Source organism: Occallatibacter sp., assembly GCF_049582745.1.
Taxonomy (GTDB): domain Bacteria; phylum Acidobacteriota; class Terriglobia; order Terriglobales; family Acidobacteriaceae; genus Telmatobacter.
Map to the genome: position 1 here is coordinate 26,071 of NZ_JBAUUO010000134.1, position 14,239 is coordinate 40,309.

General features: G+C 59.4%; 9 protein-coding genes. 8 read left to right on the forward strand and 1 reads right to left on the reverse strand.

Annotated elements, in window-relative coordinates; genetic code table 11:
• Nucleotides 1-25: 25 nt before the first annotated feature.
• Nucleotides 26-1,234 (reverse strand): hypothetical protein, encoded by a 1,209-nt coding sequence (locus WCA10_RS18905; protein WP_472824072.1) that lies wholly within the window; start codon nt 1,232-1,234, stop codon nt 26-28.
• 175 nt (nt 1,235-1,409) lie between these two features.
• On the opposite strand from WCA10_RS18905, the gene WCA10_RS18910 reads away from it, so the two are divergent.
• The 8 genes from WCA10_RS18910 (at nt 1,410) to WCA10_RS18945 (ending at nt 14,232) form a co-directional block, all read left to right on the forward strand.
• Nucleotides 1,410-5,033, forward strand: coding sequence for a CRTAC1 family protein (locus WCA10_RS18910; protein ID WP_472824073.1), 3,624 nt, complete (start codon nt 1,410-1,412; stop codon nt 5,031-5,033).
• A complete protein-coding gene (locus WCA10_RS18915) occupies nt 5,026-6,441 on the forward strand; it encodes an amidase (protein ID WP_472824074.1) in 1,416 nt (471 codons plus the stop codon). The genes WCA10_RS18910 and WCA10_RS18915 overlap by 8 nt, the downstream gene beginning before the upstream one ends.
• A 309-nt stretch (nt 6,442-6,750) precedes the next feature.
• Nucleotides 6,751-7,620 (forward strand): 3-deoxy-7-phosphoheptulonate synthase, encoded by an 870-nt coding sequence (gene aroF / locus WCA10_RS18920; protein ID WP_472824075.1) that lies wholly within the window; start codon nt 6,751-6,753, stop codon nt 7,618-7,620.
• The gene (locus WCA10_RS18925) at nt 7,617-9,026 is read left to right on the forward strand and encodes an HzsA-related protein (protein WP_472824076.1); all 1,410 of its coding nucleotides are present in this window, start codon (nt 7,617-7,619) and stop codon (nt 9,024-9,026) included. The genes aroF and WCA10_RS18925 overlap by 4 nt, the downstream gene beginning before the upstream one ends.
• 1 nt (nt 9,027) lies before the next feature.
• Nucleotides 9,028-10,704, forward strand: a complete 1,677-nt coding sequence (locus WCA10_RS18930) for a CRTAC1 family protein (RefSeq protein ID WP_472824077.1) — start codon at nt 9,028-9,030, stop codon at nt 10,702-10,704.
• Nucleotides 10,701-12,602: a beta-propeller fold lactonase family protein gene (locus WCA10_RS18935; RefSeq protein WP_472824078.1), complete on the forward strand. Its 1,902-nt coding sequence runs from the start codon at nt 10,701-10,703 to the stop codon at nt 12,600-12,602. The genes WCA10_RS18930 and WCA10_RS18935 overlap by 4 nt, the downstream gene beginning before the upstream one ends.
• Nucleotides 12,599-13,726: a ligand-binding sensor domain-containing protein gene (locus WCA10_RS18940; RefSeq protein WP_472824079.1), complete on the forward strand. Its 1,128-nt coding sequence runs from the start codon at nt 12,599-12,601 to the stop codon at nt 13,724-13,726. Before WCA10_RS18935 ends, WCA10_RS18940 begins: the two co-directional genes overlap by 4 nt.
• Nucleotides 13,727-13,740: 14 nt before the next feature.
• Entirely contained in the window at nt 13,741-14,232 is a 492-nt protein-coding gene (locus WCA10_RS18945; RefSeq protein WP_472824080.1) for a Rid family hydrolase, read from the forward strand.
• Nucleotides 14,233-14,239: the final 7 nt, after the last annotated feature.

The window sequence follows — 14,239 nt, forward strand, 5'->3', positions numbered from 1 at the left end:
TCCTTGTTCCGCTGATCTGCGGGCCTCAGGGTGCGGTGTCGAGTGATTCATTGGTACAGGAGATCTGGGTGTACCAGGCAGCATTGAGGCGTCCGGGGTGGAGGTCGAGGCAGACCTGGTCGCCGGGGGATGACTTGTCGTAGATGGTTTTGGAGACACCGAGGCTGTTCGGTTGCCGCATGGGACCCCACGGTTCGAGTTCGAGGTAATAAGAACGCGAGCGGCCCGATCTGTAGTGTTTACCGACGACAGAAACGACGTATCGGGTGGTTGCCGATTGGTCTCCAAGCGCGTCTGCTACGGCGACTGTGCTGTAACTATAGAGGATGCCGAACAGAAGGAGAGCGAAGAAGGTGCGCGTGGGGTAGGGACTCTCGAAGAATGAGTGGTAGAACGCCGCGAGATAGGCGAGGGTGAGCAGGGCAATCACCAAGCCGATCGATTGGACCGAGACGAAGTGAATGCCGCGGGCACGGATGAGCAATCCGAAGCTGCTGGCAATGAGCGCATAGAGAAGTTCAGCGCGCGGATCGTCTTTTCGCTTGAAGACCGTGTAGAGCAGGGGCGACCGGTGGAGCAGGATGGCGAGTGTGATGGGCACGAGTGCGAGCGCGATGGAGAAGGGAAGAAAGAGCGCCGGGATGCCATAGTTGGCTGCGATGCCGGCGGCAAATGCGATGACCAGTGCAAAGATGCTGTACGTTTTTGCCTGGGCGAGAGCGGCGAGGCGTTCTTGAGGAGTGGAGCCGAGTGCCTGCTGCTGAGATATCTGCTCAAGAAGTCTGTCGCGATCCCGCTTGTCGAGATCAGGGACTTTTCGAATCCAGGAATCGAATGCAGCGTCGTGATCAAAATGATTGGCCAGCGTGAGAGTGCGGCGACCGTTATTCAAATAGAACTGCGTGTACTTGCCATTACGAGAGCTGATGGTGCGATAGCCTTCGATCTCGTTGATGTCGGCGAATCGGTCGGTGAAGGCACCGCGGATCTCGATGCGATTGCCATTGAGGATGACGCGGGAACTCATAGCGAGTGCAATGAGGTAAATGCCGGAGAAGAGAAAAGCCCCGGTCATGACGAGCGGCAATGCGGTATTCGCGCCTTTTAGCGCCAGTGCGCACATGATGATCCCGCCTGCAATGGCGGGCGCACCGAGAATAAGGAACAGCGAACGGTACCAGGCCTTCAGGCGGTATTCGTGGCGGGTGGTGGATATCTGCTCGGAGGTACTCATGGTGGGTTCCTCAAATGACGGCTTCGGTGCTGCTGGGAAAAAGCCGTCTGAACCGTCCGTGCGATCGAATGGCCCGCGAAGGGCGTTCTAAATATGCCCGGTGCTCGCATACACTGAAGTGTTCCGCTGCATCACAATGTGCGATATACCGATCGATCTGGAGACGGACTTGGGAATGAAGTTTAAGCGAGTTTACGGCCAAAAGGCCATGGTTATTCTGGCAATGGCCATTACTGCTGGAGCGCAGGCGCGCTTCAATGCCGATGCGGTGCGGCTGAACAATCGCGGCGTGGCGCTGATGGGGCAGCAGTTTACCGAGAAGGCGGAGCAGAGCTTCGCGGAATCGTTCAAGCAGGATCCGAAGCTGGCGCAGGCTGCGATCAACGATGGCATCGCATTGCTGACGCTGCAGAAGATCGATGATGCGAAGAAGGCCCTCCGGGCCGCTCTCGTTTTGGATCCGAATAGTGCCCAGGGTTGGTACAACCTCGGCCTGGCGCAGCATGCCGATAATGAGCTGGATGACGCGCTGAAGAGTTTTCAGCAGGCGGTGAAGCTCGATCCGCGGGATGTGGATTCGTATTACTTCGAGGGTGTTTGCTACCGGGAGATGAAGCAGTTTGATAAGGCTGTGGAAGTGCTGAAGCAGGGACTCGCCATTCAGCCCCTGCATGCGTCGTCGGAGTTTGCGTTGGCGCGGGCGCTGCAGGCACTGGGCGACAAGGATGCAGCGAAGGAACATTTCAAGCTGTTCCAGCACATGACAAGCACGAAGATATCGGCGGCGATCGGGCTGGCGTATGGGGAGCAGGGACATTACTCGACAGTGACGCCGGTGGAGGAACCGCAGGCACGGCAGAGGGCGATGATTCCGGTGAAGCTGGTGGCGGAGACGATGGATCGTCCTATCCCACCCATGCCCCACCACCCCACCAACAAGGACCTGTCCCTGGGAGCCTCGGGAAAGCGCGTCATACATGGGGCACCCGGGTCTTCCGGGAACGAGACCGGCGGGGCTTGCATGTTGGATGTGACCGGGTCGGGACAAATGGACCTGGTGTTGATGGAGGCCGGATCGCAAGCGATTCGGGTTTTGCATCGGAAGAGCGATGGCAGCTTTGAGAGTGTGGATGCAGCGGCTGCAGGGCTAAAGGCTTCGGGGCGAGCGGTGGCATGCGCGGTGGGTGATTACGATGGGGACAACCTGAACGACCTGGCGGTGGCGTTGGACGATGGCGTGCGGTTGTTCCGGAACCTGGGCAAGGGCAAGTTTGTGGATGTGACGGCGGAGGCGGGTCTTGCGCCGCGGAACAGGCCGACGGGGATCACGTTTGTGGACTACGACCACGACGGAGACCTGGATTTGTTTTTGACCGGTGCGCCATTGAAGGATGGCGATGCGCCGAATGTCCTGTGGCGGAATAACGGGAACAAGACGTTTACAGAGTGGACGGCAGATACGGGATTAGGTGGCTCGGGAAAGACATCGAGCGCGATTCTGACGGATTTCAATAACGATCGCGCAGTGGACCTGGCGGTGACGGGAAATGGGCCTGCGCCCGTGCTGTTTGTGAACCCGCGGGAAGGGAAATATCCGGAGCAAGCACTGTATGAAGATGCCGGTGGGGTGAACGCGAATATTGAGAGTGAGCAAAGCAGCAAGTCAGCGAGGGAGCGAGTTAGCAAGTTAGCGGGCGGGTTGCCGGCGACGGAAGGGATCGCTGTCCTTGATTATGACAAGGACGGTTGGATGGATATCGCGGTGACGCACGCAGGAGCGCCGGGCTTGACGCTGTGGAAGAACGTGGCGGGACCACAGGGTGTGGGGCGGCGGTTTGAGCGCGTGGCGCTGCCGCTTGCGGGCGCAACGCGCGGGTGGGGTGTGACGGCCGTCGATATCGATAACGACGGATGGGTGGACCTGGCGGCGGTTGTGGAGACGAGTGCCGGACCGCGGGTGAGGGTGCTTCGCAACAAGGGCGACGGAACGTTCGAAGATGTGAGCCACACGCTGGGGCTCGAAAGCGTGCAGTTGAGCGCTCCGCGCGGTCTGCTTGCAGCGGAAGTGGACGGCGATGGCGCTCCGGATCTGATCGTGACGCAGGAGAATGCGCCACCCGTTTTGCTGCGGAACGTGGGCGCGAACAAAAATCATTTTGTGCGGCTCGACCTGAGCGGCTACGCGGACAACAAGACGGCAATCGGTTCGAAGGTGGAGATCTTTGCAGACGGGCAATGGCAGAAGTGGGAACTGGCGGGCGCTTCGGGACTGGCGACGCAGGCTCCGCCGCAGTTGCTGATCGGACTGGGCGCGGCAGACCACATTGACTTGCTGCGCATATTGTGGCCGACAGGAATTCTGCAGGACGAGATCGATTTGCCGCACACGCGGGCAGTCGCAATGAAAGAGGCTGACCGGCGCGGGAGTTCGTGCCCGGTGCTGTTTGCGTGGGATGGGCAGAAATACAAACTCGTTACGGACGTGATTGGCGCGGGGGTGGTGGGGCACTGGTTCACGCCGACGCGGCGGAATATTCCGAACTCCGGCGAGTGGATCAAGGTGGATGGCGATCGACTGGCGAGCGTGGATGGAAAGCTGAGTTTGCGCTTTATTGAGCCGATGGAAGAAGTGAATTACCTCGACCGGTTGCGGCTGGTGGCGGTGGATCATCCGGGGGATGTGGAGGTGAATCCGGACGAACGGTTCCTCGACGATCCGCCGTTTGCTTCGGGGCGTGTCGTGGCATCGAAGGGCGTGCGGCTGCCCGTTGGCGCGTCGGACGGCGAGGGGCGCAATGTATTGGACGTGCTGAGCCGGCGCGATCATAAGTTTGCCAGCGGGTTCACGGCGACCCCGTATGACGGTTTCGCGAATGTGCACACGCTAACGCTGGATCTGGGCGATGTGAACACGGAGTCTCCGCTGCGCCTTTTGATGACGGGCTATGTAAATTACTTCAGTGCGACATCGCTGTATGCGGCATGGCAGGCAGGGATCAAGCCTATTTCGCCGTATGTGGAGGCGCAAAAGCCGGATGGAACGTGGGTGACGATTCCGGGTGAGGCGGGGTTCCCGGCAGGGCTGGAGCGAACGATTGTGGTGGACCTGACCGGCAAGCTTCCGGCAGGAACGCGCAAGATTCGGCTGGTGAGCAATCTCGAGATTTATTGGGACCAGGTGCTGATTGATAACCATGCCGAGGCGCAGGCGCGCACAACGGAGGTGCCGCTGGCGCTGGCGACGGAGCGATTCCGTGGATATCCGACGCAGATTGATCTGAAGAGCCCCGGCGATCTCGATTATGACTACGATCGCGTGAGTTTGACGGGACCGTTCCAGCACCAACGCGGAAACTACACGCACCTGGGAGATGTGACGGAGCTGGTGAAGGGCGTGGATGACCGCTATGCGATTTTCGGCAGCGGCGAGGAGATTGCGACGGAGTTTGACGCGGCCGAGTTGCCAGTGCTGCCAGCGGGATGGAAGCGCGATTACTTCTTCTACGCGAATGGATATGTGAAGGATATGGATTGGTGGGATGCGATGCCGTTCACGGTGGCGCAACTGCCATTCCACAAGATGAGCAAGTATCCGTATCCGGCGAGCGAGAAGTTTCCAGACGATGCCCAAGCGATCGACTATCAGCTGAAGTGGAATGACCGGTTTGATTCGGGCGAGCCGGTAAGGTCGTATCGATTCGATTACAAGCTGATGCCGTCAACGCCAGCGGACGACTCAACCTGCGGTCCGGCCAGTCCAGCGTGTCCCGCGACGTCGGCGCAGGCCGTGCATGAGTGAGACGGTGCTGCTGCCGGCGGTGCGGCAGTTGGAGATGCTCCGGGCGCGCGAGATCTCAGTCGCAGAACTAGCCGAGGCGCATATTCAGCAGATCGAGAGGCTTAATCCGCAACTGAATGCATTTGCGGACTTCGATGCGGAGAGGGTGCGCACGCAGGCGCGCGTGATGGATAAGATGCCTGTCGATGCACGCGGGGCGTTGCACGGTCTGCCAGTGACCGTGAAGGCCTCGATTGCGACGGCCGGATACAAATGCGAGATCGGGAGCCTGAACCATCAGGGAGAGATTCCCCGCGAGGATGCGGTGGTAGTGGAGAGACTTCGGGCGGCGGGTGCGCTGATCCTGGGGACGACGAACTGTCCGGAATTCTTGATGGCGTATGAAACGGACAACCTGCTCCATGGGCGGACGCGGAATGCCTGGGACCTGGAGCGGACGCCAGGTGGATCTAGCGGTGGAGAGTCGGCGGCGATAGCGGCCGGGATGTCGGCGGCCGGGCTGGGTTCGGACAGCGGCGGATCGGTTCGAGTGCCGGCGCATTTCACGGGGATCTGTTCGCTGAAGCCTACGCCGGGACGGATTCCGGGACGAGGACATCTGCCGCCATGTGTGGGACCGTTTTCGACTTTGGGTGCGATTGGGCCAATGGCGCGGACGATGGCGGATGTGGAACTGATGTTTCGCACCCTGAGCGGACAGGATGATGCCGACCCGGCGAGCCCGCGGGTGGCGCTGTGCGAATGGAGCGCGGCAGAGCTGCGGACGAATCGGATCGGCTTCTTTGAAGATGATGGGCTGACGCCGGTGACTGCGGAGACGCGCACTGCCGTACGTGCGGCAGCGGCGGTGTTGCGCGATGCAGGGTTTTGCGTGGAACCATTCCGCCCGCAAACATTGGAGCAATTGCGTAAGTTGTGGTGGACACTTTTTGTGCAGTGCGGGGCGATGTTCTTTGAGCCGGAGGTGCGCGGCGGACGTGAGAATCTGAGTCCGATCTTCCGGGAGTTCCTGGCGATTGCGAACAAGTCGGGTCTGCTGACGGCTACCGAACTTCTGAATGCGTGGGCGGAGATGGATTTGCTGCGCGTGAAGACACTGGATGAGATGCGCGAGTTTCCCGTACTGCTATGCCCGGTGGCGAGTGTGCCGGCGTGGCGGCATGGCGAACGGGAGTGGACGATCGACGGGCAGACGGTGAAGTATCTCGATGCAGTGCGGTATACACAGTGGTTCAACACGCTGGGCGCGCCCGCTGCGGTGGTGCCGGTGGGGCATTCGCCGGAGGGATTGCCGATTGGGGTGCAGGTCGCGGCGCGGCCATTTGAGGATGAGGTAGTGCTGGGGGTAGCGGGGATTGTCAATCGAGCGTTCGGCTTTGTGGCTCCGACAATGGCTGCCGGTAGTTAGCTTCGCCTGTTCGGGTCACCATTTCGCTATCTATATCCTGAATTCGGACTTTTCTTCATCAAATGCCGCCGTGATGGAGTTGGTTGCTGATCACACTGACCTGAAGCATCTTTGTGATCCGGTCAAGTAATCAGGTGCTGATCGTGCAACACAGTCAAGTTTATCCGTCACAGACAAGTGATCCTACTCACATATAGAAACAGAGGGGTGGGTGCGGTAAGTTGCTGATTCTGCACCTCAACCTTTGGATGGAGGCGAGAGCGTACCGCGGGCGGTACTCTGACGCTTCCCCGGATCGGAGCGCCGCGGGTGCGCCCAAGTTGGCAGGAACGTTTTGCCGAGGCTAGTGATGTTCTGAAGAGTGAAAAACACCAGCAGACTGTTGTGCGGGTGTTGGATCTCGAAATTGGTGGCCGCGACTTCATCACGATGGCCGGGCCATGCTCGGTTGAAACCGAGCACCAGCTTCTCTCCACAGCTCATCATGTGCGCGAACATGGCGCGCAGATCCTTCGCGGCGGCGCATTCAAGCCGCGCAGTTCTCCCTATGCCTTTCAGGGTCACGGTCTCGCCGGGCTGAAGATGCTGGCGCAGGCGCGCGCGGAAACAGGTCTTGCAATTGTCACCGAGGTGATGAGCGAAGACGATGTGCCACTGGTGGCCGAATATGCCGACATCCTGCAGATCGGCTCGCGCAGTATGGAAAACTTTACGCTGCTGGAAGTCGCGGCGCGCTCCGGAAGGCCGATTCTGCTGAAGCGCGGGATGATGGCCACGATCGGCGACCTGTTGAAGTCGGCGCAGGTCGTGCAGGCAAACGGGAATCCTAATGTGATTTTGTGCGAGCGGGGAATTCGCACGTTCGATGCAACGCTGCGCAATACGTTCGATGTGGCGGCGATTGCGCTTTTGAAGCAGATTTCGCACCTGCCGGTCATCGCCGATCCGAGCCACGCATGTGGACGTCGTGAACTGGTGCCGGCGCTGGCGCGGACTGGTGTGGCGGCAGGTGCAGACGGGCTGCTTGTCGAGGTTCACCCGGATCCCGATAAGGCGTGGAGCGACGGGGAACAGTCACTGAATTTTGCCGAGTTTGACGCGATGATGGCGTCGCTTACGCCATACATCGCATTGCGCGAAGAGGCATTGGCTGCCCAGACTCTGGAGACGGTTGGATGAGCGTTGGTTTGAGAGTGGCCGGGGTCTTGGGCTTCTGCATGTTGCTGATGGCTACGTGCGGGTTTGCGCCTTCTATCTCACAATCCATTGGGTCAGACGCGATCGTTACAGGGACGCCGGTGTATGAGCCGACGGCGGCGCTTCGTGGTGGAGAACGCTTCCCCATGGGCGCCCAGTTGCTGTTGATTCGTGAGGGCAATGCTGAGCCGCTTGTGCCGGAGTTTGCGGCTAGCGCGGACGCGAGTGTCTCTTTCGACGGAGGGGCGGTACTTTTTGCGGGGAAGAAGAGGGCGGGCGACAAGTGGCAGATATGGGAACTGACGCTGTCGGATCGCAAGGTGCGCCAGGTTGTTACTTCGGGAGATGACGCGATCAGGCCGCTGTACCTGCCGGGTTGGCGCCTGGTATACGCGCAGCGCACTGCTAAGGGGTTCGAGCTTGAGTCGGCCCGGCTGATGGAGTCGGCGGCGTTGACAGAGATCGAGGGCGCTGGCGCGAAACCGGTTGTTCCGCTGACATACATGCGTGCGAGCGCGGTGCCGGCGGATGTGCTGGCGGACGGGCGGATTTTGTTTGAGGCGGGGTTTCCGCTAGGCGAGGGTGCTACGCCGGAGATGTTTCTCGTCTACGCGGATGGATCCGGCGTGGAGTCGTACCGCTGCGATCATCCAACGAACGCAGCAGGAGCACGCTGGGGCGGAAGACAGTTGAGTTCAGGCGACGTGGTGTTTACACATGGCGGATCGATGGCACGGTTTACCTCGCCGCTGGCGCATGAGGAGCGCGTTGTTGCGCCGCACGGCGAGTTTGCAGGAGCGGTCGCGGAGACGGCGTCTGGCTCATGGCTGGTGAGCGCGCGTGACTCGGCGTCTGCGAAGTTTGCACTGAAGTTATGGAAGCCGGGTGCCGTGACGATGCAGACGGTGCTGGCGCGTGCCGGCGAAAGCCTGGTCGAGCCGGTGGTGGTAGCTGAGCACGAGCGGCCGAGGCGTCATCCTTCGGCCCTGCATGACTGGGATTACGGCAATTTGCTGGCGCTGGATGCGCGTATTTCGCGCGATGGTGCGCTGAAGGGCGTGCCTGCAACGGTGCGGCTGGAGACGCAGGATGCAACTGGGCATGCCGTGACTGTGGGTACGGCGCCGGTGGAGCAGGATGGGTCGTTTTTTGTGAAGGCGCCAGCGGATCGTGCGATACGGTTTGTGCTGCTGAATGCGAAGGGTTCTGCTCTACGGCAGGAGCACGGATGGCTCTGGATCAGGCGCGGTGAGCAGAGGATTTGTGTTGGATGCCATGCGGGGCCGGAACATGCCGCGGAAAATCGGGTACCTGAGGTTTTGCTGCGCACCACGACGCCTGTGGATCTGACTGGTTTGGCCGGACCGCTGCAGCGGGGAGGTAATTGAGTTGTTCTACCGCACTGTTCTTTTTTTGTTGAGTACGGTTTCTCTTGTTGCGGCACAGACGAGCAGTGCTCCACCTGCGGCCCCTGCCTCCGGGACGCAATCGAGTTCCGGTGAGAAATCGTCCATTCGTTTTGAAGATGCAACTGCAAAAGCTGGAATCAACTTCACGCACAGCTTTGGTTCGGCCAAGCTGGGTTCGCTGCTGGAGGGCACCGGTGCAGGGTGCGCGTGGATCGACTACAACAACTCGGGGCGGCCTTCGCTGTACGTGGTGAATGGAAGGCCGCTGGATGATTCGATGCATCCGTATCCGCTGAAGGACAAGCCGGTGCCGCCGCCGCACAACCATCTTTATCGCAATGATGGCAATGGACACTTTACGGATGTGACGGAGCAGTCGGGGCTCGATCCGGACATGTACGCGATCGCGGTGACCGCGGCGGACTATGACAACGATGGATTCGTCGATCTGCTGGTGGCGGGATATGGAAAAACGATTCTCTATCACAACGATGGCAACGGGCACTTTACCGATGTAACGGCGAAGGCCGGCATCAAGGTAGACGGGTGGGCGATCAGTTCGACCTGGCTGGACTATGACAAGGATGGATGCACAGATTTGTTTATCGGTCGGTATGTGAAGTTCGATCCGAAGTATCGCGCTTTTTACGCGGCAGACAACTATCCGGGGCCGCTAGATTACGAAGGCGAGACGAACAAGGTGTTCCACAACAACTGCGATGGGACGTTTACAGATGTTTCGGAGAAGTCGGGGATCGCGGCGTTTGTGGGGCGGACGATGGGCGTTACTGCGGCTGATTTTGACAACGACGGATGGGACGACATCTACGTCGCGAATGACCGCACCGAGAACTTCATGTTCCGCAACAAGCACGATGGGACGTTTGAAGAAGTCGCGAACGATATGGGGACCGCATTCGGGCAGAATGGCGAGTCGACTTCGTCGATGGGGCCGGTATTTACGGATCTCGAAGGGCGCGGGGCGCTGGACCTTTGGGTAACGGATGGGCATTACAACCGCCTACTGCGCAACAACGGCAAGCAGGGATTTGAAGACATCGGTGCGTCGAATGGGGTGTCGCAGACGAATGCGCAGTATGTGAGTTGGGGAACTGGGGTCTACGACTTTGACAACGATGGCTATCCCGACATTTTGATTTTTCATGGCGGCCTGATTCATTTGATTCCGCAGGAGCACACGCTGTTTCGCGGACTGGGCGGGAAGCGGTTTGCGGATATTTCAGAGAGCGCGGGATCGGTGTTGAATGAGCGCACGGTAGCGCGTGGAGCATGCTTTGCAGATTACGACAATGATGGCAAGGTGGATGCGTTCCTGGTGAATCTGGGCGCGAAGGGGACGCTGGTGCACAACGTGTCGACGAGCACTCGGCATTGGGTTGCGATCAAACTCGTCGGGACGAAGAGCAATCGCGATGGTATTGGTGCGCGGGTTGAAGTGGTTGCAGGGGACCGGCGCTGGACGGCGGAGCGCGTGGCTGGGTCGGGTTACCTTTCGCAGAATGATGCGCGATTGCACTTCGGGCTGGGTGAGGCGAGCGCGATCGACAAGATTGTTGTGAAGTGGCCGAGCGGGCGCGAGCAGACGCTGGAGAAGCAGGGCGTGGATCGTGTGCTGACAATCGAGGAGCCGAAATGAAAGGGCGCGCTCGCAAAACGTTGGGTGCCGTGAGCGCGCTTGTGGGTGTGTGCGCCGTGGCTCTTGGTGTTTGCGTGTGGAGCGGCCGGACCGCGCGGGCATCTGTCGCGACGGGCCGTACCGGTGAACGGCTTGAGTATGCTTCGCCGCTGGAGATGCTGTTTTCGCCGGATGGAACGCGGCTCTACGTACTGTGCCAGGAGAGCGCGCAGGTTCGCGTGCTGGACGCAAAGAGCTATGCGCTGGTGAAGTCGGTCGGGGTAGGCGCGGTGGCGCGCGGATTTTCGCTTTCGCCGAAGGGTGATCGATTGTTTGTGGCGAATTCGTGGGACGACACGATTTCGGTGATCGACACGAAGACGCTGGAAGTGGCGGCGACATGGCCGGTGGGCGCGGAGCCATCGAGCGTGGTAGAGGATCGTGGCGGCAAGCACCTGTTTGTTGCGAATCGCATCTCGAACGATGTAGCGGTGCTGGATGCGCAGACGGGCGTGGAAGAAAAGCGGCTAGCGGCGGAGCGCGGGGCAAGCTACATCACGGCTTCGCCGGATGGGAGCAAGCTCTATGTGACGCACGTGTATCCGAATGCGACGCCGCATCGCACGCCGCCGGCTTCGGAGATCACGGTGATTGATGCAACGCGTGCGGTGGTAGTCGATCGCATTGCGCTGCCTTATATCGCGCATGGTTTTCACGTGGCGTTTTCGGCGGATGGGAGGCTTGGCGTTGCGGCGAATATGCATCCGAAAAATCTGGTACCGCTGGCGCATCTGGAGCACGGCGGAGCATTCGCGGACACGCTGACGTTGTTTGGTGCGGATGTTGGCAAGCCGGTGGAAGTACCGCTGGACGAGTTGGATCGCTATGCGGTGAGGCCCTTCGGGATTGCGATTACGCAGGACAAGTCGCGGATATTCATCACGTGCGGGGGATCGGAGATGGTTACGGTCGTGGATGTTTCACGGCTGATCAGGTTTGCGCGCATGCATCCAGGATCGAGCGCGCAGGATTTGTCGGCGAGTGCGAAGTACGTGATCGGGCACATTGCGGTGGGGCATGATCCGCGTGGAGTGGTGCTGACGCGTGATGGAACGAAGCTTCTGGTTGCGAATCGGCTGGAAGATACGATCAGCGTGATCGATACGAAGACCTACCGTGTGGACTCGACGATCGCGCTAAGCGGGCCGAAGCAGCTGTCGGTGCTGCGACATGGTGAACAGACGTTCTACACGGCGCGGTATTCGTTTCAAGCGCAGATCGGGTGCGCGAATTGCCATATCGATTCGACATTTGATGGATTGCAATGGGATCTCGAACCGGACGGATTTGGCCGCGATATTGTCGACAATCGTCCGATTGAAGCAGTGAAGGATACGGAGCCCTTCAAGTGGAATGGCGGCAATCCCAACCTGCCTACGGAGTGTGGACCGCGTACCGAGAAGTATTTCTGGCGCGCGGAGAACTACGACGATCTGACGCTGACGGACCTGGTGGTGTATGTGCGGAGTTTGCCGCCGCGGCCGAATCGCTGGCGATTGCCTGGTAGGGAGTTGACGGCTGGACAGGAGCGAGGTCGGGCGTTGTTTGTGCGCGAAACGGACAAGTTTGGGAAGGCGATTCCGGAAGCGAACCGGTGCGTGTTCTGCCATAGCGGATCGAAGGGAACGGATCAGAAGTCGTTCGACGTTGGAACGAAAAAGGTGACGGATAATTCGGGGATGCTAGATACGCCGCAGTTGACCAATATTGCTATTACTGCGCCATACCTGCATGACGGTTCCGCCGCAACGCTGGAAGAGATTTGGACGGTCTTCAATCCACAAGACAAACACGGCCGAACAAACGACCTGACCAAAGACGAACTCAACGATTTGATTGAGTACCTGAGGACGCGATGAAGAATTTTCTTACGGTCGCAATGATAGTGATCCTAGTGGGCGCAGCGCATGGGGCTGCGGGCCAATCGAAGGGAGTTGGACGCGGAGCGCGCAAGGATGCGATTGGGATTGCGAAGCCGGTGATTCCGGCGATGCCGCGCTTCAAGTTTGAGAACTTCACCACGGCGAACGGGTTGCCGGACGATCACGTGTTCAGCGTGCTGGTGGACGGGGATCGCATCTGGGCCGGGACGCAGAACGGGCTGGGGCTTTACGAAAACGGCAAGTGGAAAACCTATACGGCCAAAGATGGTCTGGCGCATCGCGCAGTGACGTCTCTCGCGCTGGATAAGCGCACCGGCGATGTGTGGGCGGGGACGATGGGTGGGTTGAGCCGCATTTCGGGTGGACGGATCGACACGTTCACGCAATTGAATTCGGGGCTGAGCAATGACGTGGTGTATGGAGTGTCGGTGGAGAGTGAGAACGTGTGGGTTGCGACGGCCGCGGGCGCGTGCAAACTCGATCTGCACACAGGGCAATGGTCGCTCTTCAACGAACGCAACACTCCGATGATCGAAATCTGGGTGTACGGAGTTTCCGCGACCCCGACCAAGGTGTACTACGCGATCTGGGGCAGCGGCATTCTTGAGTACGACCAGCAGAAGAAGCTTTGGGACAAATACGAAGACCCCGACGGCGAGACGGAGATGGTGCTGTTCAAGGACCAGGGGTTGATTCATGAGATCACAACGTCAGTGAGTTATGTGGATAACATCCTCTGGGCCGCCACCTATTTCGGAGACAGCCGGTATGACGGCCGCTACTGGCACAACTTTCTAACGAAAGACAGCGGACTTCCTTCGAACTTTACCAATGTCGTAAAGGGTGTGGACGCGAAACGGGCATGGTTCGGGACCGACAAAGGGCTTGCCTACTACGACGGATCGAACTGGGCCGTCTATCGGCCGTCGATGACAACCGGGAAGCCGGAGATGACGGTGCGGGACGCGAAGGGCAACGTTTCGCCGGTCGCGGTGAGCACGGCGCCGGCGCACAACTATGTTCTGGGAATTGATTTTCAGGGCGACGACATCTGGGTCGCCACAGCCAAAGGTTTAAGTCACGGGATTCATCAACCATAAGGAGCTATAAAGACATGATCGCTTTATCAGAGATTCTGGAGACCATCGCACACGCACCAATCGAAAAGCGGGCCATGACGAATCATGGCGTGCTGAACGAAGCCTATGCCTATGCCAAGCCGAGTTCGTTTTCGCGGGGCATGCGCATCGATTTGAATGGACTGACGATCCTGCTGATTTCGGGGACGGCATCGATCGATGAGAACGGCGTCAGCGTACACATCGGCGATTTTCGCGCGCAGATGAAGCGGACGCTGGACAATATCACCGGCCTGTTGGAGAGCGAAGGCTGCACATGGCACGACATTGTGCGCACTTCGTGCTATCTGCGCGATATCGATCGCGACTATGACGCGTTCAACGAAGAACGCACCGCGTTTTTCAAGGCACAGGGGCTGGATCCGCTGCCCGCGTCGACGGGCATTCAGGCGCATCTTTGCCGTCCGGAACTTCTGATTGAGATTGAAGCAATTGCGATGTTCCGTACGGAGAAGACAGCAAAGTAAGGAGCAG

Excerpts from the sequence above, each read along its gene's own strand:
- WCA10_RS18905 (WP_472824072.1), bottom strand. The coding sequence starts at position 1,234 with ATGAGTACCTCCGAGCAGATATCCACCACCCGCCACGAATACCGCCTG.
- WCA10_RS18910 (WP_472824073.1), top strand. The coding sequence starts at position 1,410 with ATGAAGTTTAAGCGAGTTTACGGCCAAAAGGCCATGGTTATTCTGGCA.
- WCA10_RS18915 (WP_472824074.1), top strand. The coding sequence starts at position 5,026 with ATGAGTGAGACGGTGCTGCTGCCGGCGGTGCGGCAGTTGGAGATGCTC.
- WCA10_RS18925 (WP_472824076.1), top strand. The coding sequence starts at position 7,617 with ATGAGCGTTGGTTTGAGAGTGGCCGGGGTCTTGGGCTTCTGCATGTTG.
- WCA10_RS18935 (WP_472824078.1), top strand. The coding sequence starts at position 10,701 with ATGAAAGGGCGCGCTCGCAAAACGTTGGGTGCCGTGAGCGCGCTTGTG.
- WCA10_RS18940 (WP_472824079.1), top strand. The coding sequence starts at position 12,599 with ATGAAGAATTTTCTTACGGTCGCAATGATAGTGATCCTAGTGGGCGCA.
- WCA10_RS18945 (WP_472824080.1), top strand. The coding sequence starts at position 13,741 with ATGATCGCTTTATCAGAGATTCTGGAGACCATCGCACACGCACCAATC.